The 21,001-nt window shown below is 38.1% G+C and carries 22 protein-coding genes and 1 pseudogene; 13 read left to right on the top strand and 10 right to left on the bottom strand.

What is annotated here, in order from left to right:
* Positions 1-10: 10 nt before the first annotated feature.
* From GQO39_RS00115 to rpsF, 3 genes are all read right to left on the bottom strand, one after another.
* Positions 11-991, bottom strand: a complete 981-nt coding sequence (locus GQO39_RS00115; protein WP_156850421.1) for a hypothetical protein — start codon at positions 989-991, stop codon at positions 11-13.
* A gap of 151 nt (positions 992-1,142) precedes the next feature.
* Positions 1,143-1,391, bottom strand: a complete 249-nt coding sequence (rpsR, locus tag GQO39_RS00110; RefSeq protein WP_007552071.1) for a 30S ribosomal protein S18 — start codon at positions 1,389-1,391, stop codon at positions 1,143-1,145.
* Positions 1,391-1,798, bottom strand: a complete 408-nt coding sequence (gene rpsF, locus GQO39_RS00105) for a 30S ribosomal protein S6 (RefSeq protein WP_156850420.1) — start codon at positions 1,796-1,798, stop codon at positions 1,391-1,393. The genes rpsR and rpsF overlap by 1 nt, the downstream gene beginning before the upstream one ends.
* Positions 1,799-2,148: 350 nt before the next feature.
* Here rpsF and GQO39_RS00100 point away from each other — a divergent pair, with 350 nt between their 5' ends.
* From GQO39_RS00100 to gmk, 7 genes are all read left to right on the top strand, one after another.
* On the top strand, positions 2,149-2,739 hold the full coding sequence (locus GQO39_RS00100) for an undecaprenyl-diphosphatase (protein WP_156850419.1): 591 nt from the start codon (positions 2,149-2,151) through the stop codon (positions 2,737-2,739).
* A 76-nt stretch (positions 2,740-2,815) separates the two neighbouring features.
* A complete protein-coding gene (gene fabD, locus GQO39_RS00095) occupies positions 2,816-3,760 on the top strand; it encodes an ACP S-malonyltransferase (protein ID WP_156850418.1) in 945 nt (314 codons plus the stop codon).
* Between the two features lie 18 nt (positions 3,761-3,778).
* On the top strand, positions 3,779-4,516 hold the full coding sequence (gene fabG, locus GQO39_RS00090) for a 3-oxoacyl-[acyl-carrier-protein] reductase (protein WP_156850417.1): 738 nt from the start codon (positions 3,779-3,781) through the stop codon (positions 4,514-4,516).
* 259 nt (positions 4,517-4,775) lie between these two features.
* Complete coding sequence (locus GQO39_RS00085) at positions 4,776-5,012, top strand: acyl carrier protein (RefSeq protein WP_004860281.1); 237 nt, start codon at positions 4,776-4,778, stop codon at positions 5,010-5,012.
* 101 nt (positions 5,013-5,113) lie between these two features.
* A complete protein-coding gene (gene fabF / locus GQO39_RS00080) occupies positions 5,114-6,376 on the top strand; it encodes a beta-ketoacyl-ACP synthase II (RefSeq protein WP_156850416.1) in 1,263 nt (420 codons plus the stop codon).
* A gap of 106 nt (positions 6,377-6,482) precedes the next feature.
* Positions 6,483-7,592 (top strand): endolytic transglycosylase MltG, encoded by a 1,110-nt coding sequence (gene mltG, locus GQO39_RS00075; protein WP_007552065.1) that lies wholly within the window; start codon positions 6,483-6,485, stop codon positions 7,590-7,592.
* A 65-nt stretch (positions 7,593-7,657) separates the two neighbouring features.
* Positions 7,658-8,323 (top strand): guanylate kinase, encoded by a 666-nt coding sequence (gene gmk / locus GQO39_RS00070; RefSeq protein ID WP_198039394.1) that lies wholly within the window; start codon positions 7,658-7,660, stop codon positions 8,321-8,323.
* A 46-nt stretch (positions 8,324-8,369) separates the two neighbouring features.
* Here gmk and rsmA read toward each other — a convergent pair whose 3' ends face one another.
* The 6 genes from rsmA to lptF form a co-directional block, all read right to left on the bottom strand.
* On the bottom strand, positions 8,370-9,200 hold the full coding sequence (rsmA, locus tag GQO39_RS00065; RefSeq protein ID WP_156850414.1) for a 16S rRNA (adenine(1518)-N(6)/adenine(1519)-N(6))-dimethyltransferase RsmA: 831 nt from the start codon (positions 9,198-9,200) through the stop codon (positions 8,370-8,372).
* Positions 9,191-10,204: a 4-hydroxythreonine-4-phosphate dehydrogenase PdxA gene (pdxA, locus tag GQO39_RS00060; protein ID WP_156850413.1), complete on the bottom strand. Its 1,014-nt coding sequence runs from the start codon at positions 10,202-10,204 to the stop codon at positions 9,191-9,193. Before pdxA ends, rsmA begins: the two co-directional genes overlap by 10 nt.
* Positions 10,204-11,160 carry a SurA N-terminal domain-containing protein gene (locus GQO39_RS00055; RefSeq protein ID WP_156850412.1) on the bottom strand — a complete coding sequence of 319 codons (957 nt, stop codon included), beginning with the start codon at positions 11,158-11,160 and terminating at the stop codon, positions 10,204-10,206. The genes pdxA and GQO39_RS00055 overlap by 1 nt, the downstream gene beginning before the upstream one ends.
* A 116-nt stretch (positions 11,161-11,276) precedes the next feature.
* Positions 11,277-13,610, bottom strand: a complete 2,334-nt coding sequence (locus GQO39_RS00050; protein WP_156850411.1) for an LPS-assembly protein LptD — start codon at positions 13,608-13,610, stop codon at positions 11,277-11,279.
* Positions 13,611-14,702, bottom strand: coding sequence for an LPS export ABC transporter permease LptG (lptG, locus tag GQO39_RS00045; protein WP_156850410.1), 1,092 nt, complete (start codon positions 14,700-14,702; stop codon positions 13,611-13,613).
* Complete coding sequence (gene lptF / locus GQO39_RS00040; protein WP_156850409.1) at positions 14,699-15,889, bottom strand: LPS export ABC transporter permease LptF; 1,191 nt, start codon at positions 15,887-15,889, stop codon at positions 14,699-14,701. The genes lptG and lptF overlap by 4 nt, the downstream gene beginning before the upstream one ends.
* Before the next feature lie 424 nt (positions 15,890-16,313).
* Here lptF and GQO39_RS00035 point away from each other — a divergent pair, with 424 nt between their 5' ends.
* From GQO39_RS00035 to GQO39_RS00025, 3 genes are read left to right on the top strand one after another with little or no spacing between them, the layout of a single operon-like run.
* The gene (locus GQO39_RS00035) at positions 16,314-16,760 is read left to right on the top strand and encodes a DNA polymerase III subunit chi (RefSeq protein WP_156850408.1); all 447 of its coding nucleotides are present in this window, start codon (positions 16,314-16,316) and stop codon (positions 16,758-16,760) included.
* A complete protein-coding gene (locus GQO39_RS00030; RefSeq protein WP_156850407.1) occupies positions 16,742-16,921 on the top strand; it encodes a hypothetical protein in 180 nt (59 codons plus the stop codon). Before GQO39_RS00035 ends, GQO39_RS00030 begins: the two co-directional genes overlap by 19 nt.
* A 7-nt stretch (positions 16,922-16,928) precedes the next feature.
* Positions 16,929-17,192, top strand: coding sequence for a hypothetical protein (locus GQO39_RS00025; RefSeq protein ID WP_040298576.1), 264 nt, complete (start codon positions 16,929-16,931; stop codon positions 17,190-17,192).
* Here the strand turns inward: GQO39_RS00025 and GQO39_RS00020 are convergent.
* Positions 17,189-18,478: an MFS transporter gene (locus tag GQO39_RS00020; RefSeq protein WP_156850406.1), complete on the bottom strand. Its 1,290-nt coding sequence runs from the start codon at positions 18,476-18,478 to the stop codon at positions 17,189-17,191. The genes GQO39_RS00025 and GQO39_RS00020 overlap by 4 nt on opposite strands.
* Positions 18,479-19,582: 1,104 nt before the next feature.
* Here GQO39_RS00020 and GQO39_RS00015 point away from each other — a divergent pair.
* From GQO39_RS00015 to GQO39_RS00005, 3 genes and pseudogenes are all read left to right on the top strand, one after another.
* The gene (locus tag GQO39_RS00015; protein ID WP_156850405.1) at positions 19,583-19,843 is read left to right on the top strand and encodes a hypothetical protein; all 261 of its coding nucleotides are present in this window, start codon (positions 19,583-19,585) and stop codon (positions 19,841-19,843) included.
* A 197-nt stretch (positions 19,844-20,040) separates the two neighbouring features.
* Positions 20,041-20,223, top strand: coding sequence for a hypothetical protein (locus tag GQO39_RS00010; RefSeq protein ID WP_156850404.1), 183 nt, complete (start codon positions 20,041-20,043; stop codon positions 20,221-20,223).
* 381 nt (positions 20,224-20,604) lie between these two features.
* Positions 20,605-21,001, top strand: a pseudogene (locus tag GQO39_RS00005) (autotransporter outer membrane beta-barrel domain-containing protein); the annotation flags it as partial.

Genomic DNA, 21,001 nt, shown 5'->3' with positions numbered 1-21,001 from the left:
ATAAATAAATTTAGTGAAGTTTTTTTCGTAATTGAAAGTTGTATTGAATAGCAGCCCAAATGCCCATTAAAAGCATCATGAAAGAAATGGGTGGAGCAAAAACAACAGTTAAAATGGCAATATAAACAAGAGAGAGGATAATAATCCTGCCGTTGATTCCTTTTGTAATATCATGGAGATATGCTAAACCACTGATTGATATGATGACAGTATATGCAGTGCTAAAGACACGGGTACTTAGATTAACAGTCGCACTAAATTCAGCCATTGATGCTGTGCAAACAATAATGAAAATAAAAATCCCAGAGATTGGAAGGCGGAGAGTCTGGCTCCAATCATCACGAGGTCTTTTTAACCACTTCATATGTTGTGCTGTTATCATCGAAAAATAAAGATTACCAATGAGAAAAATTAAACTATAAATTGTTAAAGCAATAGCTGTCAAAGTTGCTGCATGCGTCATTAGAAACTCATTAAAAGTGAGTATATCGGCTTCTTTTAGAGACTGGGACTTTTGCATAGCTTGTGCTATGTTTGCAGTAATTTTTTTTGTAATGAGGGGTATGGATGGACGGCTTTGGACATAAAGCCCAATGAAGGTTGCTATAAGAGCGATAAAGTTAGTTAAATGGAGAATAACCGATGATAATGGATACCATATCAGCGCATTTTCCTTTTGCGCTGGTTGTGCAAGCCCAAGGAGCCAAGAAGCATAAACAGCAGGAAGGAAAAATAATAGCATAAAGCTAAGAGCAACGTAGACATTAGTAGTTATGACCAGAACAGCGGTGGCGCTTATTAAGGCAACAAGACTAGCTAATGTCCCTTGACCGAACGCAACAATGAAAATTGGGAATGAAAGAAAACACCCAAGAAGAAGAGAAAAATAGGGAGCGATATTCGCGACGCTGATGATTGCCATTCCTATCACAACAGCAAACAGTCCCGCCAAAATACCGGACGTTATTTTATAAACACGAAAGTCTTTCATTGATTGCTGTCCTGCCTTCTGCAGTTAGGGGCACCACGACGCCCCAACTTTTGGATTTTACATATCTTCGTATAGCCCGTAATCAGCTATGTTTTTTGAACCACACAAGAAAAGCAGCTAGAGATTCCACGGCTGCATAGTGTCTAATAGCTTACCTTATAACGTAGGGAAGCAAGCCTAGAAAACGAGCACGTTTAATGGCATTAGCCAATTCACGCTGTTTTTTCTGGCTGACAGCCGTAATCCGTGAAGGAACAATTTTTCCACGTTCTGAAATATAACGCTGTAATAATTTAACATCTTTATAATCAATTTTGGGAGCATTAGCATTTGAAAACGGACATGTTTTGCGACGACGATGAAAGGGGCGACGTGTTGCACTTTGATTAGTATCATTCATCATTCTACTCCTTCTATGACATCTTCACGTTGACGGCGCGAGAAGCGAGGGCGTTGTTCATCTTGACCAATGTGGTCATTACGATCAAAGCGTGAGAACATAGCAGACTTCTCTTGTTCGTGCTTTTCTACGCGAATGGTCAGGTAACGCAAAATATCTTCATTAATGCGCATTTGACGTTCAACTTCAGCAATCGCTGCGGCTGGTGCATCGATATTAACCAGTATATAATAAGCTTTACGGTTTTTGCGAATACGATATGCAAGGGAGCGAAGTCCCCAATTTTCTACACGCCCAACTTTTCCACCGTGCGCTTCGATGACACCTTTGTAGACATTCAAAAGTTCATCAATTTGCTGCGGTGCAATATCTTGTCGAGCAAGGAACATATGTTCATAAAGAGCCATTGTTTTGCCTTTCTTCAATTAAACTTTATCGGTTTTAGCGCAAAGCCTCTGCGACTTGTCTTTTCTGGAAATCCAAAGAAGAAAGGACGCGTTTACAATTTGAGACATCCGAGAGCGGAGACACAGGAGGTCGGAAACATTGCATCTCCTACTGGTTATTTCCCAGCCCTCCGTTCAACCTCCAGCTAAAGTGCCGATAACGAACGTTTGACATTTACAGCTTATCTTTAAAAATAGCAAGTTTATGCGTATAAAAAATTAATTTATCAAATCTCGATATATTTTTGTACGTTTCATACTATTTGCAATAGATACAAAGCTGTAAAGCTACAAACATGAAGGAGAGAAGAATGAATTTTTTAAACCGAATTGATGTTGCACTTTTTCAAATGCTCGCCGGCAATCATCAATCATGGTCGGTTTTAGTTGCATTTAGTATTTTTTGTGCAAAATTTTTGATTTATGTTATCCCTCTACATCTTTGTGTGTTGTGGTTTTTCGGTGGAACTATAGAACCGCGGCGCATAGCATTAAGCATCTGCGTAAGCATTTGTGTGTCTCTTTTTATAGGTTATCTTATTTCTCTTATTTATTTTCATCCACGCCCATTTGTTGCGGGTTTGACTACACCCCTGATTAAGCACCGTGCAACAGCTTCTTTTCCTAGCAATCACGCCATAACTATTGCATCTTATATAGCGAATCTTTATTTTTATCGATACAAAATTGCTTCTAAGTTTGCAGCGGTGTTTTTATGTTTGGTCTGTTGGGGGCGTATCTTTGTTGGTGTACATTATCCTTTTGATATTTTAGCTGGTATAATTTTAGGAAGTTTCATAAGTTGGGGTGTTATTCAGTTTATAGTACCGTATTTCCCTAAGTTTTTATATCAAATACCGCCATTAAAATATAACTTTAAGAGAGATATTTATTCAAAATAAGGCACTTTGTCTTGATTTGTGCTTATGAATAAGATCAAAAGAGGATAATTTAATTGCACAATTTAGGAGTCGTTTGATGGTGGCAGCTTTTACTTTTCCAGGGCAGGGGAGTCAGCGTGTTGGTATAGGCAAAGTACTTACAGAGCAATTTGTTGCAGCGCGGATGGTTTTTGAAGAAGTCGATGATGCCCTAGGAGAGAAATTATCAGATATCATTTTTGAAGGGCCAGAAGATATTTTGACGTTAACAGCAAATGCACAACCAGCATTAATGGCTGTATCCATGGCTGTTATTCGTGTGATGGAACAATTGGGGCTTAATATAAAAGAAAAGATAAAATTTGTTGCGGGTCATTCTTTAGGAGAATATTCGGCTCTTTGCGCTGCTGGTATGTTTAGTCTTACTGATACGGCAAGACTCTTGCGTATTCGTGGAAATGCTATGCAAGCTGCTGTTGCTGTTGGTGAAGGCTCTATGGCAGCACTTATTGGTTTGGATGAGCAAGATGTGGAAGAAATTTGCAAAACTGTTTCTGAAGAAGGACGATGCCAAATCGCTAATGATAATGGTGGTGGGCAAATTGTTATTTCAGGTGAAGCAAAAGCAGTTAAGATAGCGGTAGAGATTGCATCCCAAAAAGGTGCTAAGCGCGCACTTCTTCTTCCAGTTTCTGCACCTTTCCATTCGACTTTAATGCAGCCTGCTGCGGATGCCATGAAGAATGCACTTTTGACTGTTAGTAGAACGATTCCTGTTGTTCCTCTTGTTGCTAATGTTTCTGTTGCGCCAGAAAGCGATCCAGAGCGCATTGTTATGCTTCTTGTTCAACAAGTCACAGGGAGAGTGCGGTGGCGTGAAACAATACAGTGGATTGGTGCTAATGGGGTTGATACGCTTTTTGAAGTTGGTTCTGGAAAAGTATTAACAGGTTTAGCGCGTCGTATTAACAAAGACATAAAGGGATTAACAATTGGGACAGCTGAAGAAATAGAAGCGGCACTACAGGTGCTTGGTGTTTAATCGTAAGGAGTCTAAAAAATGTTTAAATTAACAGGTCGTAAAGCCCTTGTGACGGGAGCATCTGGAGGAATTGGTGAGGCAATTGCGCGGTGTTTCCATGCGCAAGGAGCAATTGTTGGGCTCCATGGAACACGCGAAGACAAGCTTAAAAAAGTGGCCACAGATCTGGGACAAGATGTTTTTGTATTTCCAGCTAATCTTTCTGAGCGTAAATCTATTAAGCAGTTAGCTGAAGCAGCAGAAAAGGAGATGGGTGGTGTTGATATTTTAGTTAACAATGCTGGAATCACCCGTGATGGTCTTTTTGTACGTATGCCAGATCAAGACTGGGATGATGTCTTAGCGGTTAATCTAACAGCTGCTTCTACTTTAACACGTGAATTGATACATTCTATGATGCGACGTCGCTATGGGAGGGTTATTAACATAACATCTATTGTTGGAATTGTTGGAAACCCTGGGCAAACCAACTATTGTGCTGCAAAAGCTGGTTTAATAGGCTTTTCTAAAGCATTGGCGCAAGAAATTGCCTCACGAAATATTACTGTTAATTGTATTGCTCCGGGATTTATTAAGTCTGCAATGACCGACAAACTTAACGAAAAACAAAAAGAGACCATTATGGCTGCGATTCCAATGAAGCGTATGGGGACGGGACAAGAAATAGCTTTCGCTGCTGTTTATTTAGCGAGTGATGAGGCAGCATATATGACAGGACAAACACTACACATCAATGGTGGGATGGCAATGATCTAAGTATTTGCTTTATTCCACATTGATTTATAAGTTTTATTATTTTAGATAGTAATGAAATGAAAAGACACATATATTTCTTTAACATGGTGAGTTAATCAATTTATGTCAGGGTGTCAGATTGGTTTATTTTGTAGGGGATATCCACAGGATGTTTTAAATCGCTGCTAAAATCTTTAGAATAATGCATCTATTGCTTGATTAGATGACCAGATATAGCTAACCAAATTATAGGAAATAATATAAATTTGAGGATTTCAACATGAGTGATACAGTAGAGCGCGTTAAGAAAATTATCGTGGAGCATCTTGGTGTTAATGCAGATAAGGTCGTAGAAAATGCAAGCTTTATCGATGATCTAGGAGCAGATAGCCTTGATACGGTTGAGCTCGTTATGGCTTTTGAAGAAGAGTTTGGTGTAGAAATCCCAGATGAAGCCGCTGAAACGATTTTCACAGTTGGTGATGCAGTAAAGTTTATCGATAAAGCTTCTGCGTGATAACTGAAAGGCAAAAGTGTAAAATACTTTTGCCTATATTCTTTGGGGCTGTTTTGAGAAGTGAGCTTTGAGGGAGCAATCTCAATTCAAGGTTAGAAGTTATGAGACGTGTTGTTATTACTGGTTTAGGATTGGTGTCTCCATTAGCTGGTGATGTCGAGTATAGTTGGAGACGACTTCTTGAAGGGAAAAGTGGAGTTCGACGTATTACTGAATTTGATGTGTCCGATTTGCCATGCCAGATTGCTGCTCGCATCCCCTTGGGAGATGGAACAGGTGGTACATATAATGCAGATTTGCATATGGACCCCAAGGAGCAGCGTAAAGTGGATGCATTTATTGTTTATGCAATGGCTGCTGCTGAGCAAGCACTTTCAGATGCTGGGTGGTTTCCTCAAAATGATGAAGATCAGATTTGCACAGGCGTATTAATTGGTTCGGGGATTGGTGGCATTGAAGGCATTGTTGAGGCTGGTTATACGCTTCGTGATAAAGGTCCACGGCGTGTTTCTCCCTTCTTTATTCCAGGACGTTTGATTAATCTTGCTTCTGGTTATGTGTCTATAAAATATGGTTTGCGCGGTCCTAATCATTCGGTTGTAACAGCTTGTTCGACAGGAGCGCATGCAATTGGTGATGCAGCGCGTTTAATTGTGTTGGGTGATGCAGATGTAATGGTGGCGGGTGGAACTGAATCGCCGATAAATCGAATATCTCTTGCTGGTTTTGCTGCTTGTAGAGCTCTTTCTACTTGTCGTAATGATGAACCTGAACGAGCCTCACGTCCTTATGATGCTGATCGTGATGGCTTTGTAATGGGAGAGGGAGCTGCAATTGTTGTTTTAGAAGAGCTTGAACATGCAAAAAAGCGAGACGCTCGTATTTATGCTGAGATTATTGGCTATGGTTTATCTGGTGACGCTTACCACATTACAGCTCCTTCAGAGAGTGGTGAAGGTGCACAGCGCAGTATGATGGCGGCTCTTAAGCGTGCACAAGTGAATGTAAGTGAACTTGATTACATTAATGCTCACGGAACGTCAACAATGGCTGATGTCATCGAGCTATCTGCTGTTGAACGTGTTTTAGGACATTATGCACCACATGTGTCCATGTCGTCAACGAAGTCATCTGTGGGTCATTTACTTGGTGCAGCCGGTGCTGCTGAGGCTATTTTTTGTATTTTAGCCATACGAGATAATATAGCTCCAGCAACACTTAATCTTGACAATCCATCTATTGAAACAAAAATTGATCTTGTTCCACATAAACCGCGAGAACGAAAGATTGATATAATTCTTTCCAATTCTTTTGGATTTGGTGGGACAAATGCATCTTTGGTGATGCGACGTTTTAAGGGATAGTAAAGAGTTTTATTTGTTTCTTTTGCTTCTGAGTTTTATTCTTTAGTTATAGGGGTTGAGTGAGAAATTATAATATACTACCTAGAAGTTATAGAGGTTGGTAGTCGTGTCCGATGTGAAAAATAAAAGAGCACTAAAGGACAGAGGTGATTTCTCTTTAAATAATTTAGCAGATAATAATGGTATGTTAGCACATAAAAAACGAAAGAAGTCATCTATCGTACGTAATCCGCTGGTAGTTCTTGGTCATTTTTTTCTGATGATGGTTGTGGTTGTTATTTTAGCCATAAGTGTTCCTCTTTATATTGGAAAAAGTATTTTTGAAGGAAAGGGGATGGCAGAGGGAGAGAAAGTCGTTTTTATCTATCCTGGAACGGGAATTCGTGAAATTGCTTCACTGCTTGAAAAACGCGGTCTTATTCGATCATCGGATATTTTTGTTTATGGGGTTGGTTACCATCAAAAGACAACACATCTTAAGGCTGGTGAATATTTAATTCCAGCTCGTGCTTCGATGCGGGATATTATGGATATCCTTGTGAAAGGAAAATCTGTTGAATATACGTTTACAGTGCCGGAAGGTTTAACGGTTCAACAAGTTTTTGATCGGTTAGCTGCTAATGAAATTTTAATTGGAGATCTTCCAAAAGTTTTGCCACCAGAAGGCAGTTTGATGACGGATACTGTTCGTTTTATTCGGGGAACAACGCGTGAAGAAATTATAAATAGACTGCGCGAAGGACAGACAAAATTAATTCATGCTATATGGGCTACGCGTTCACCTGATTTACCAATCAAAACCATTGATGAATTTGTTATATTGGCATCTATTGTGGAGAAAGAAACAGGAATTGCAGCAGAGAGACCAAAGGTTGCTGCTGTATTTTATAACCGTCTTGCAAAACATATGCGTCTTCAATCTGATCCAACGGTAATTTATGGTCTCTTTGGTGGAAAAGGAATGCCATCCGGTCGTGCAATTTACCGTTCAGATCTTGAAAAGGAAACACCATATAATACGTATAAAATTAATGGTTTGCCACCGACAGCTATTGCGAATCCAGGCCGCGATTCTTTAAAAGCGGTAGCGCATCCGCCGAGCAGTGATGTGCTCTATTTTGTAGCGGATGGTTCAGGAGGGCATGTTTTTTCTAGAACTTTGGAGGAACATAATATGAATGTTCGCAAATGGCGAGCATTAAGAGCAACACATTAATTGAGGACTATAAAAAACGTATTATTGAAGTTTTGAAGAAAAGTTAAAAAAAGTAAAACAATATGATGACATTCTTTGAGGATGAATTGGCTGCTAAAAAAAGAGATAAACGTCGCGGTTTTTTATTTATTCTCTCTTCACCTTCAGGAGCTGGTAAATCAACCCTTTCTCGCTTACTTTTGAAAGATGGACAATTAGAACTCTCCATAAGCATGACAACACGGAAAAGACGTCCTAGTGAAGTGAATGGTCTTCATTATCATTTTATTTCAAAGAAAGAGTTTGAACGTAAGCGTGATGGTGAAGAGTTTATTGAATGGGCAGAAGTTCATGGGAATTATTACGGCACTTTACGTGAAAGCGTTGAAAATGCGTTGAGTGCTGGACAAGACATGTTATTTGATATTGATTATCAAGGCGCAGAGCAGCTTCAAAAAAAGATGCTAGGAGATACCGTATCTGTTTTTATTCTTCCACCATCAATGAAAGAGCTCATTTCACGTTTATATCGTCGAGCAGAAGATAGCCAAGACATCATTAATCTGCGATTGGAGAATGCACGGACGGAAATGCAGCATTGGCGTTCTTATGATTATGTTGTTATTAATAAGGACTTAAATCAGTCTTTGTCGCTTATTAAATCGATTTATTTAGCTGAAACAGCAAAACGTGAGCGATGCTCATTTCTTGAACCTTTTATTGATGAGCTTATTGCTGAAGAGATTGATTGATATTCTTATTGTTTTGAAAAGGAATAATGAGAAAAACGCTTGCTTTTTAAATCACCAAATTAGCTAAAGCCACAAATTCGGCAATTGAAAGAGTTTCAGCACGGCGTGTTCCATCGATTCCAGCTTTTTTAAAAAGCATTTCATCTCCAAGTATTTTGAGATTTTGACGAAGCATTTTTCGTCTTTGACCAAAAGCGTTTTTTGTGACAAAGCTTAATTTTTGCGCGGAGCAGGTAAGAGGTTGTGTTCGCGGAATGATGTGAACAACGGAAGAAGTTATTTTGGGTGCTGGTATGAAGGCTTGAGGTGGCACATCAAAAGCAATTTTAGCAGTGGTACGCCATCCAGTTAAGACGCTAAGACGTCCATAATGGGTTGATTGAGGTTTTGCAATAATACGTTGGGCAACTTCACGTTGAAACATCAATGTCATTGATTCATAGAAAGGAGGCCATGGTTCATATAATAGCCAATTTAATAACAGTTGTGTTCCAATGTTATAGGGTAGGTTTGCAATAATGCGTGGTTTTTCTGGATATGTTGCAAAGAGTTTTGAGAAATCTTGCTTCAGTGCGTCGTTACAAATAAGTTTTAGTTTTTGTGGATAGTGCTGTTCTATCTCTAAAAGAGCTGGTATACAGCGTTCATCACGCTCTATCGCTGTTACAATGGCACCTTTTGCAAGTAAGGCACGTGTCAGACCTCCAGGACCTGGACCAACTTCAATAACAGGTTTTCCTTCTATATTTCCTGCTTGATGAGCAATTTTAGATGTTAAATTAAGATCAAAAAGAAAATTTTGTCCCAAAGATTTATGAGCTTGTAATCGATATTTACTAATTACTTCACGCAGAGGAGGAAGATTATCTATTGGCATGGTATCAAACTATTTTTTGCAAGTTGGTTTGCAAGTTTAAGAGCAGAAATAAAGCTTTCAGGAGAGGCTATTCCTTTATCAGCAATATCAAAAGCAGTTCCATGATCTGGTGAAGTACGAATAAAAGGGAGTCCTAAAGTGATGTTGACAGTGCTGTCAAAGTCTAATGTTTTAACAGGAATAAGGGCTTGGTCGTGATACATGCAAAGGGCAACATCATATGATTGTCTCGCTCTTTCATGGAACATTGTATCGGCAGGCAGTGGACCTACAATATTGAGTCCTTTATTTTTAAGGTATTCAACCGCAGGAATGATAATTTCAATATCTTCTTTACCCATTGTACCTTCTTCTCCAGCATGAGGATTAAGGCCAGCAATAGCGAGACGAGGCGAAGTTATTTTAAATCGCGTTCTTAAGTCGTTTTCAGTAATTAATGCCGTTTGAATAATTAAATCGCGGGTGAGATGTGAGGGGACTTCAGTGAATGGAATATGAACAGTAATGGGAACTGTTTTTAATCGAGGTCCAGATAACATCATAACCGGATGATAGCATTTGTTAAAGATTGTATAGGCCAAATCAGCTAAAAATTCTGTATGACCTGGAAATTTAAACCCAGCGTCGTAAAGTTTTTTTTTTGCAATAGGGCAAGTGATGAGTGCGCATGCATGCCCATCTCGAATCAACTGAACGCTGCGTTTAATCGCTTCAATTATTCCAGCAGCATTATCCGGTGAAGGTGAGCCTAGTTTATCGCTTTGTCGGTTTTTTAATGGTATTATAGGAAGAGCGGCTTGAAAGTTTTTTACAGGATTATTTATTAAAACAGATTCCACCTCAACATCTATATGTAAAAAACGAGCGCGCGAACGAATAACGTTTGGATCAGCAAGAAGCACAAAGGGTGGGACTTGACGTGTAACACGCAAACTCCACGCTTTTAGTACTATTTCAGGACCAATTCCGGCAGGATCACCACCACTAACAACAAGTGCAGCCATTATGAGTTTTGAATACGCGCTACCCGCCGTAATTCTTCCAAATATTTTTCGCTTAATTTTTCAAGTTCTTGTGAGCTTTTTTGCTTGTTATCTTGAATAGAAAATATGAGTCGTGCAACATAATCATCAGAAACTCTTTTTATTTTGCAGACAGCAAGCGCTTCAATTCCATCAGATGTTTCTTGCAATTGGGTCATTTTTCCTACAGGCGTTGCAAGAATAGCTTGCTCCCACGCACTAGGAAGCTGGGGTTCGAGAAACTTTCCCAAGTTGCGGACAGTAACATCTAAAATACCACTTGCCTGTTTTCTGGTGTTAGCACATCCTCGGAAATGTGCACGAAAATTGTTTGCTTCTCTCTGACGTCTTTCAAAGATTTCTGAACGACGATGCGCAGGAATAACAAAAACAATTCGTTGTAGTGTATATTCATTGGTTGAAGGTTTCACACCACCATTTTTTAATATTCTGCGTACAGCTTCTTGTTCGGTGATTATAGTCGCTTCAGATTGATAGCGCGCATTAACAAGACGTCCCCATCCTATTTGACCACGAATATAATCTTTAAAGTGTTGCACTGTGATATCATTTTGAATTAGAATCTGGTTGAGCTGATCAATGCTCATATTATTTTGTGTTGCAAAATTCTCAAAAGCACTCTCGACTTCGTTATTGCTTACTTCAATATTACGGCGCTTTATTTCGATGTTTTTGAGTATTTCATTGATAAGCTCACTCTTAGCTTGTGCAACAAGATTACCTTGTTTTTGTTGTAATCTGAGAAAAGCAGCACGTCTTTGTATATCATAATTTGTGATAGGATTGCCATTGACTGTGACAGCAATGACAGTTTGCGCGAAGACTGGCGGAATTAAAAATTGACTTACCATCAGGTTGTTTATACTCAAAGGTGTAATACAAAATAAAGCAAGAATACCCTTTTTAAATTTTTTCATGTAAGTAGGCCTTCGCATTGTTCATGAATTCTAATTAATTACTTAAAATATACGTTTTTTGTCATAAAAACAACGATAAGTTAAACTTATTATACATTCTCTTTATAAATTTGAGTTTATCTTTTTCCAATATCGGCAATTGTACGCAATGAAAGAGAGAAATTAAAATTTTGCAAAGGTGTTTTTTTTCCTGGATTAGTGACCTGCTGATAACCGAATGTTAGTCCAAAACATTCATCTGTATAACTTAGGCTGATTCCCCGCTTTATGAATGTACCGGATACCAAATCATAACCAGCATTGCTGCTAAGAGACCAATAGTTAGCTAGTTTAATATCAGTTTGAAAAGAAATCTCTTGGCGCTCTTGTGGATATTCATAATCTGGTTGGTTTGCGATATAGGCATATTGTACAGCTGCTCCAAAATTTTCCCATTTCTGTGATGCCTCAATTTCACTACTGTGAATTTTTCCTGTTTTTTTATCAAAACGTCCACGAGCTTCCAGAGAAAAACTATTCTTATAGTTTGCGCCAAACATTGCAACATAGTCTGAACGTTTTGCTTCGAGGCTAGAATGAATACCTGCGTTGACAAAGTCCTTTTCTGCAAAAGAATTTTTTCCTGCAAGATGAAAGGATTGTCCAATAAGACCATAAAGAGACCAATCATTGTTAAAGTTTCCGGAATATCTGAGACCTATATTAGCTCTTGTTCCACCTTCTACGCGGTCATAACCAGAGAATTTATTACGTTGAAAGAGAGTTGTTGCGTCAAATACAAAACTTTGCGCGTCTTCATTAGGGACTTGTCCGATATATTGTTCATTATTACGAATAAAAATTTGTGTTGTTGGTTCTATAATATGTGTAGAACTCCTCAATGTAATGAGGAAGGGGTACTGTAATTCCAAACCTGCCGTTGCTATGCCACGGAGTGCTGAGCCACGAAATATCGATGAGGAATCTTTTGTTATAGAAGCAGAATGGTTTTTGTGTATATTTGCTGTAATAATATCAGCACGTAGAGAGAAAATAGGGGTTAATATGAGTCCTTCGCGTGTGTTGAAGCGTTTTTTCCACTCGAGCTCGTTTGTTAAACGAAAACTATTTCCAGCTATACCAGAAAGCCTAGTTGTATTAAGAGGATGATTGTTCCAGTCGGTAAAATTGAAGTCAGTATGACGACGATAAATTGATTGCATATTGCTATGAAAGGTAAGTATCCCAGTATAAAATGGCTCATCTGGTGTGAAAGAATAATCAATGCGGGGGAGAACCCACGCTTGCCGAGAGTGGCGTTCATAATGGGAGTCATTCAATATTAGATCTTGAATTTTGAAATGGTAAAAACGCATATCAAAGTGATTCCTACCTGCAAGACCATTCAAATAAATTTGAGAAAGCTGTGTAGGATTACTATAGTTTTCAAGTTTATAGGCACGACTAAAGTTTCGATCAGACTGTGCAAAAATATCCCATCCATAAGTCCAACGTGAGTTAATACGAAAATCCCCCTTTGTTGCTAGCATATAACGGTTTTTATGCTGTGCATCAATCGTATCATGGTCAAAGTTGTGAGGTTTCATTTGGTATATATGAGCGAAGCGAATGTTGTAATTGCCCGTTTTAAAACGTTGACGCCATTCACCCTCAGTTAAGAGTCCTTGTTGGGTATAGAGCGTAGAAGAAAGTGTAAAATCATAATGGGGAGCGAGATTCCAGAAATAAGAATTTTTTATGCCCAAGCCTAGATAGTCAGAATAAAAAAGACGAGGAGCAAGGAGACCACTAACACGTTTCACAGTTGGATCATGGAGCTCAAAATTTGGAAACTGTACAATAGGTACACCAAAAACTTCAAAACGGCTGTTTTCAAAGCGAATTTTTTTGGTGGTGTTGTTCCATACAATCTTTCTCGCTCTAATCTTCCATAAAACTTCTCTATCCGGTTTATAAGAGCAAGGTTCACAGGCTGTATAGGTGGCATGGTCGAAAACGGTTGTCTGGCTGTTGCTGCGTGTAGCGCTGGCAGCTGCAAAATGGATATTGTTTGCTGTATCGATGCGCAAGGCATTGACGAATCCTTCGCCAAAATCTTTAGTCATATCAATTTGGTCGGAATAAATTTCATTACCATCTTTTTGAACAATTTTAACGTTTCCTTGTGCTATGATTCTGCCTGTTTTTTGATTATAAGTCACTTTTTTAGCGACAACTTTATTTCCATCATATTCGATTTGAACGTTCCCTTGTGCAGAAACAGTATTTGTATCACGATTATAGATAAGTTCATCAGCAGAGAGCAAGAGAGGATGGACGGAATTTGGGGTATGGTTTTGCGCGAATGCATAACAGCATAAAGATACACTTAGGATAAAGCCAATAATACTTCCTAAAGAGAGTGTAGCTAATTTTGTTAAAATTGTTTTTTTATTTGTTAATGCTTTCACTTAGCCATCCTCTTTATGAAGTAAAAAGGAGATTCCCAAAAATAATGCAATAATAACGGGTGTCCAAGCGGCAATAATTGGTGGAATATATCCGGCATTACCAAAAGCTTGAACGAGTATGGAAATAACATAAAGCGTGAATCCGGCGATTATACCACCAAGAATCAACATTCCAGATTGTCCGAAGCGTGTAAAGTTTAAGGATACAGTTGCTGCAATGAGAGTCATTGCCACAAGTAGTGCAGGTAATGCAATCAAAGATTGTAAATACGTATCAAAATTATTGGCAGAATAGCCAAATGAACGTGCAATCATAATTTTTTGGGGCAATTGGTAAAACGGGATAGTCGCTGGATTTACTAAACGTTCAGTTAAAAATTCAGGTTTTAGATTGGTTTTTATTTGAAACACAGTAAATTTTTCAGGAGGATGCCCTATTTTATAGATTGTTCCATTTGTTAACAGCCAAGCGCCGTTTGTTAATGTTGCTTTTCTGGTATTAATCCAATTTTTAACTGTTGCATTATCGTTATATTGTACAAAGGTTGCATCAACAAGAGAAAGTCCTTTGTCCGTGATAGATTTAGCACCAATAGTCGTTCTACCTGAATGTGTACGTTGTGTGAACCATGGGATGCGCGTATGATGAAGAGGTGTTAGTACATTATTACTACGCCATTCAGTCATTATTTTTTCTGCTTGAGAAAAGCTCCATGCGGCAAGTGGATTAATGAGAAGAATTGAAAATAATCCAAAAAGAAAAGCTCCACAACAGGCAGGCATGAGAAATTGCCATGCAGAAACACCGATTGAACGAGTCACAACAAGTTCAAGTTTTTGATTAAGCGAGATCAGCATTACCATTGCAGAAAAGAGTGCAATAAAGGGGATAAGTTGTTGCATGATAAAAGGGATGCGTAAAATAGAGACGAGAAATGCATCTTTTGCCGTATAACGGGGAAGGTGGGATAGCCGACCAGAGTTTTCTGTAAAGTCAATTAAAAGAGCAAGAATAAAAATACCCCAAAAAAAATAACAGGTTGTTTTGAAATAACGTATAAAAAAATATCGTCCAAGAGTCCATCCAATCATGATACCTCATCCGAGGGATATTGAGATTTCCGATGTTCAAATTTGTTGATCAACTTTTGAAAAGCTATTTGAATAACCTCGTTAAGTTTTATGGGGATACCAATTTTATGATCTGTTAAGAGCATGAAAAAAGTAAATACACTCATTCCTATAGGTGTAATATAAAGAAGAGGAACGTACGCAAGATCGCTTTTTGCTTTTTCAGCGAAAAAATATCCTATCCAATATACCAGTAAAGAAAAGGCAATTGCAGAAAAGTTTGCAGAGTAACGTACTTGCCGATATGAGCGCGCATCTCCTGCTGCCGCTAATGCAATCAATGAAAAAACAATTGGATAGAGCCATTCTGTAAGCCTACGGTGAAATTCAGCTCTATATTGGAGGGGTTTTCGCTGATAGTAAGGATCCTTCGGATCAGGATTTAGTAAATAAGAAAGAGGCTGATCTTTTGGATAAAGGGAAGGCGTTTTATTGTTGGGGATGAACTCTCCTAGGTTAAAGGTATATGAGCTAAATTGAACGATCGAAACACTGTCATTTTGATGATTAATTCTTTCTATTTCACCGTTATGAAGGACTAAAAAGTTGCCGCTGTTATTGCTTACAATTGAGGCGTCTGTTGCGTAATAAAAAAGATCAGTCTTAGGATCGCGCTGGTCAGCAATGAAAAGACGCCCAAGTGTTCCATTTGGATTCCGTTCACCAATTTCTATGTAAAGATTATTGGTGAGTTTTTGGAAGCTGCCTTCACTGATGAAAAGATTAATAAGATCAAAATGAGCACTTGCTAACATTTGTCGCATATTAAGACGTGCTTGAGGAACAACAAAATTGGCTATAGAAAAGGAGATACATGATGCAATAATAGCGAGAAGAAGAATAGGTTTCCAAACAGTACTTTTTGGAAATCCAGAGGCACTGATGATCGCAAGCTCGGAATTTTGATTCATTGAGGAAAGAGTGCTTGTAATTGCAATTACTAATGCAAATGGAATGACAAGAAAAATTACAGAAGGAACCAATGAAAGTGAAAAGTGCAAGACCGTGAAGAGCGTTTGTTTACTTGTTGTGAGAAAGTTTATCCGAGCAAGAATTTGCACTGTCCAACTGATACTGATTGCTGCAATCATAACAGCACTGAATAAGATAAGAACGCGCTTCAGGATGTATAGCTCAATAATACGCATAGATTGGGTAACATCCTCAGTCTTTAATGAAGAGAGCAGATACTCTACACTACCTTGGGTTAGAAAATATAACCAAAATTTAAAAATTACCTTTATATCTATTGCACATTTTTACCAAATCAAAGAACAATAAGATAGTTAGCAAACTTCAACTTATTCTGCCATACATTATATTCCATTTTCAATGGTAGTCTATAGAGAAACTAGAAGACGAACTAAAATGAACCTTTTTACAAGGCTTTAAAATGATGATTTGCCTTTTTTCTTTTTCTATCTTTAATACCCATGAAAAAAAAGATAATACATACAATTAGAAAAAGAGGAATCGTTATATTTTCAACTATTTCCTTTTGTGTTGAAGGTATAAAAATTTCTCCAAAAAGGTGTTGGCTTTTTTATAATCAGAGTGATGAGGGCTAAGAAGATGGATATTCTTTTCTATCATTTAACGCAGTCAACGCTAGAAGATATTTTACCAACGCTTGTGGAGCGTGCACTAGATCGTTTTGGTAGGGTAACAATACAATGTGTGAGTAAAGAACAATGTGATGCTATAGATATGCGTCTATGGGTTTATGCTGATGAAGCATTTATTGGACATGGTACTGAGTGTGATCAGCATCCAAATTTACAGCCTGTATTTCTTACTACAGGACAAGAAAATCCGAATGATTCAAAAATACGCTTTCTCATAGAGGGAGCAGTGTGCTTAGATATTAATGCTTATCAACGGCTTGCAGTGATATTTGATGGTCGAAATGATGAGCAGTTGAATCTTGTTCGTGCACAGTGGAAAAAATATAAAATGGAAAATCATGATTTAGCTTATTGGCAGCAAACTGAGGATCGCTGTTGGGAAAAACAGGTTTGATGAGTGTAGCGTCTGCTATTTTGATTTGTGTAGAGCTGATAAGAATGATGAATCCAGCATTCTTTATTGCGGAAGGATCAGGAGGAGGGCGTTGGTTTTTTATTGTAATTTTTATTTTGGGAGCACGAAAGATGTGTCCTACAATCGAGAAAATTAAATAGCATGATGATGATCATTGACCAGATTTTGCTTGTTTTATGGGCTGTGATGTTAGCTTTTTTTTGTATTTCATGGCTAGGTACAACGCATATCTTATCACGAATGTTTTCAGTCACGTATATTGGCACTATAGCAGATATTTTGTTCTTTTTTTTGAGTGCGCTGTTTGCTGGAATACTATGGTGGAGCGTACCTAAAACAATGTCTTTAAAAATGAAACTGGCGGCATTTTTCCCGCCAGCACTCGTCTTGTTATTTTTTATTGTGTTTTAGTTTGATATTTCATCATCCGTAAATCCAATGAAGCAAGTCAGTGAAATAAAAGAGGAAAGAAGAAGATAATAGCCAACATAAGCAATACCGAAGTTTTGCACCAAATATTCTGCAGTATACGGTGCAAGAGATGCACCTATGATACCGGCTAAGTTAAAGGTTATAGATGCGCCAGTATATCGAACTTCTGTCGGAAATGGTGAAGCAAGAACGGCACCAAGAGGACTATATATCATTCCCATGATCGATAAGCCAATAATGGACATTACAAAGAGTCCTACAATTCCAGAATCTAGGAGATAAGGAATTGCAAAAGAATAGATACCAATGATTATCGTTACCCAAATCATCAAAGTTCTGCGCCGAATGCGATCAGCGATCTTTCCGGTTAGGATAGTAAAAATGCCGCAGAAAACTGCACCGATCAATTCTACTTCAAGTGCTTGATTAAATGGCAATCCCATATGGTTTGTTGCATAACTTAGCAAATAGGCAGAAACCAAATAAAATAAGACAAATGTTGCTATGCCGGAAAAGGTACCTAAAAATAAGATTCGTGAGTGTTTGAATACCACGTCCATGATAGGCACTTTGACGCGCTCTTCACGCTCAAGCGTTTTTTTGAATTCGGAGGTTTCACTGATCGAAATACGCACCCATAATCCTACAATTGTGAGGAAAGCTGAGCCGATAAATGGAACACGCCATCCCCATGAAAAAAGTTCGTCATGATCAAATACAGCCAACATTCCTAAATAAGCTGCAATAGATAGAAATAAACCCAGTGGAACGCCTAATTGTGGAAACATTGCATACCAACCACGTTTTTCTGGTGGAGCATTTTCTGTTGCGAGCAAAACAGCTCCTCCCCATTCTCCTCCTAATCCAATTCCTTGGCCAATACGGCACATGGTTAAAAGGAGTGGCGCCAATAAACCGGCTGTTTCATACGTGGGAAGGATACCAATGACAACTGTTGAAATACCCATCATGAGGAGAGAAGCGATCAGTGTTATTTTCCGTCCAATTTTATCGCCAAGATGTCCAAAAATGACCGATCCAAAAGGCCGCGCAAAAAAAGCAGCACCAAAAACGAGGAAAGATTGCAGAATAGCAAGTTGATCGTTTTGTGTTGGAAAAAATAAATGAGGAAATATGAGAGCTGCAGCAGTTCCAAAAACATAAAAATCAAAGAATTCAATTGTTGTACCAATAAGGCTTGCAAACAAAATTCGACGAGGCGAGTTTTTGGGGTTTAAGCCTTGTTTTTCTAAGCTTATAGACATAAATGTCCCTTTCAGTATATGACAAACCAAATTATGAAACTAATTATTTATAGTTATAGAAATTTCAAATCAGTGTCGAGTCGATATTAGTATGCCTCAAATGTTTTAGAATGATGTTTGCACTGTAAGATGATCCGAATTGAATACAATTAAAGACACCATTTTAAATGCCATAGAAGATGAAAACATATTTATATTTTCTATAAACAATGTCATCTCATTAATCTCGTATTATTGTGTCTTTTAAAACATGATACTATTTTAGTTTATTTAAAAAGCAGCTGATTTTTTAGATCAGCATTTAGTATCTCAAGAATATTCAGAAAATTTCTTATGAATATAATTATAACACTTTTTAAGTGTATTAATAATTACTTTCATTATTTGATTGTGTATAAGTTTTAACACACACGGTGGTGTTTAATGAATCAGGGTTCAGTGCACTGGGTGCTTTATATACAACGATTTATCATTTTGAAAAAATAAGATTGAGCAGGTGTGATGTGTTGTTTTTATATATGCACTTTTTCCAAATATAAAAAATTTTTCATTTGAAGTTATGGAGTGTTGAGAATGCACCGCAAATTGAGGATAAGTTTTTGTGCATTAATGGCTGGTAGTTTTTTGTAAAGATTGCAAAGGAAGTAACTTCACTAGGAGAGAAATCATTAACATCAACAAGTGTAAGTGAGCAGTTAGGAAAAATGGGCAAGAAGCTCGTAAGTGAGAATTTTACAATTAAGAACGGTACAGTTGAAACTGTTGGGAACGGAAATGTTTCAAAAGGCACTCTATTGGTAAATATGGGTTACAAAGCGTTGAGTATGGAGGACAAACAGAGGAGGCTAAAGTTTATGGTGGTGTGCAGAGTGTTTTAGGAGAGGGAAGCTGTGCTTATAACGCTGAAATTCATGGTGAATGTGAAACATCGGGGCAACAGAATGTGTATGATGATGGAGCGGCGTTTTTCACAGATGTTATGAGTGGAGGAGAACAAAATCTTAGTACAAAGTTAAAAGATTCAAGGGGATTGGCCGTAGATACGAGGTTTTTTGCTAGGGGCTACAGAGCGTTTTCGTCGGAGGTAAGGCAAACACCGTTGCTTTGGAAAATGGAGTTCTACAACAAGAAGTCTGTACTGGTGGACGCGTGGAAACTTTAACGATTAATAGTGGAGCCAATTCGTTAATTTACTCCGGTACTGTATTGCAAGGAGAAGTAAAGATTGATGGTTTTGGACGGCTTCATTTTTACGCCAGAAGTGGCGAGCATCGAACTAAAGCAGAAGAAATTATTTTAAAGGGAAAAGAAGCAAAATTATACTCTATTGCCCCTGAAGTTGATGGATCAAGTTCTCTGATTTAAAAGTTAACTGATGAAGGGAGTATTATTTTCACTTTTGTTTTTTCTAATTCAGCAGAGTCTAGCCCATATTATACTCTGCTTTATATTAAGTGATCTTTCGGGCAGTATATATTTCAATTTGAATGCTAATTTTGCAGAGCGCTATGGTGATTATCTTTGAATTAAGAAGGGGGAGAGCAAGCATATAAGTAAGAATTATGGATTCTAGTGCTGAAATTTCAAATTCTTTTTTCCATCCATTTAATTTAATTACTGATAAAAGTGGAAAAGCTCATTTTTTAAAAAAAAATCATCCCAGTGAAAAAGCTAAAACTGCGGATGGAGGAATTTATGTGTATGGTTTGAAAAAAAGAGGTGAGGATGGAAGCAAAAAAAATTAGTATTTGTCTGCAGTATACATTGACAGTTTGCCGCGTAGGGGTAGATTTCTCCGAAATTTAGACCAAAATCAACAGGTTTCTTTTCTTTCAACTATCCCAACTCAGGAAGATTCGGTTAATAAGTCATTATGTTCGAATAGTAGCTGTCTGCGTTTCCGTCATAGACGTTCCTCTCCTGTTCTTGTGACTGTCTCATCTCCAAGCAATCAAGCTATTGGGGTGTCACGTTTAGGTAGAAGCCATCATCCTTTTGAGGAGAAACAGCAGTCTGTTGTTTTTGTAGATGCTTCATCTTTAGGCAATCAGATGATTTTGCGTTCGAGTAATCAGGATCAATCTTTTACACAATTGAGGCAGGAACCTTCAGTTTCTAACTTTTTGACTACTCCCTCTACGGATGCTGTGTTGTCTATGTCTGTGGCTCCTCAGCTTGTCTTTCACAATGAGTTACAAGCTGTACGTGTGGGGAGAGGGATTCTAGACAGAAATAAGAAAAATGCGGCGCTATGGACATATGCAATTAAGAGTAAAGAAAATATTGCAAAAGATCATACAGATTTTAAGCTTGAGCAGACGGGTATAGTTTTAGGGATAACTGGTTTAAGCGAGCTGATGAATGGAGAGCTTTATATTGGTGGTTTCGGTAGTTATGATCAAGCACGTGTAGCGCATGCACGAGGTGGTATAAGTAACATAAACACTTATAGCGTTGGTGCCTATGCTACTTATTCTGATCATAGTGGATGGTATCTAGATAGTATCTTGAAATACAATCATT

It is taken from the genome of Bartonella refiksaydamii (assembly GCF_902652675.1).
Taxonomy (GTDB): Bacteria; Pseudomonadota; Alphaproteobacteria; order Rhizobiales; family Rhizobiaceae; genus Bartonella; species Bartonella refiksaydamii.
The sequence above is the reverse complement of the archived record's forward strand: the minus strand, read 5'-3'. Positions and strand labels throughout refer to the sequence as shown.

Bases quoted from the DNA above. Each gene is read 5' to 3' on its own strand.
- GQO39_RS00100 (WP_156850419.1), top strand. From the start codon at position 2,149: ATGAATTTTTTAAACCGAATTGATGTTGCACTTTTTCAAATGCTCGCC.
- fabG (WP_156850417.1), top strand. From the start codon at position 3,779: ATGTTTAAATTAACAGGTCGTAAAGCCCTTGTGACGGGAGCATCTGGA.
- GQO39_RS00085 (WP_004860281.1), top strand. From the start codon at position 4,776: ATGAGTGATACAGTAGAGCGCGTTAAGAAAATTATCGTGGAGCATCTT.
- fabF (WP_156850416.1), top strand. From the start codon at position 5,114: ATGAGACGTGTTGTTATTACTGGTTTAGGATTGGTGTCTCCATTAGCT.
- rsmA (WP_156850414.1), bottom strand. From the start codon at position 9,200: ATGCCAATAGATAATCTTCCTCCTCTGCGTGAAGTAATTAGTAAATAT.
- rpsR (WP_007552071.1), bottom strand. From the start codon at position 1,391: ATGAATGATACTAATCAAAGTGCAACACGTCGCCCCTTTCATCGTCGT.
- GQO39_RS00035 (WP_156850408.1), top strand. From the start codon at position 16,314: ATGGATATTCTTTTCTATCATTTAACGCAGTCAACGCTAGAAGATATT.
- GQO39_RS00055 (WP_156850412.1), bottom strand. From the start codon at position 11,160: ATGAAAAAATTTAAAAAGGGTATTCTTGCTTTATTTTGTATTACACCT.
- fabD (WP_156850418.1), top strand. From the start codon at position 2,816: ATGGTGGCAGCTTTTACTTTTCCAGGGCAGGGGAGTCAGCGTGTTGGT.
- pdxA (WP_156850413.1), bottom strand. From the start codon at position 10,204: ATGGCTGCACTTGTTGTTAGTGGTGGTGATCCTGCCGGAATTGGTCCT.
- GQO39_RS00025 (WP_040298576.1), top strand. From the start codon at position 16,929: ATGATCATTGACCAGATTTTGCTTGTTTTATGGGCTGTGATGTTAGCT.
- rpsF (WP_156850420.1), bottom strand. From the start codon at position 1,798: ATGGCTCTTTATGAACATATGTTCCTTGCTCGACAAGATATTGCACCG.
- GQO39_RS00115 (WP_156850421.1), bottom strand. From the start codon at position 991: ATGAAAGACTTTCGTGTTTATAAAATAACGTCCGGTATTTTGGCGGGA.
- GQO39_RS00010 (WP_156850404.1), top strand. From the start codon at position 20,041: ATGGATTCTAGTGCTGAAATTTCAAATTCTTTTTTCCATCCATTTAAT.
- GQO39_RS00020 (WP_156850406.1), bottom strand. From the start codon at position 18,478: ATGTCTATAAGCTTAGAAAAACAAGGCTTAAACCCCAAAAACTCGCCT.
- gmk (WP_198039394.1), top strand. From the start codon at position 7,658: ATGACATTCTTTGAGGATGAATTGGCTGCTAAAAAAAGAGATAAACGT.
- lptG (WP_156850410.1), bottom strand. From the start codon at position 14,702: ATGATTGGATGGACTCTTGGACGATATTTTTTTATACGTTATTTCAAA.
- lptF (WP_156850409.1), bottom strand. From the start codon at position 15,889: ATGCGTATTATTGAGCTATACATCCTGAAGCGCGTTCTTATCTTATTC.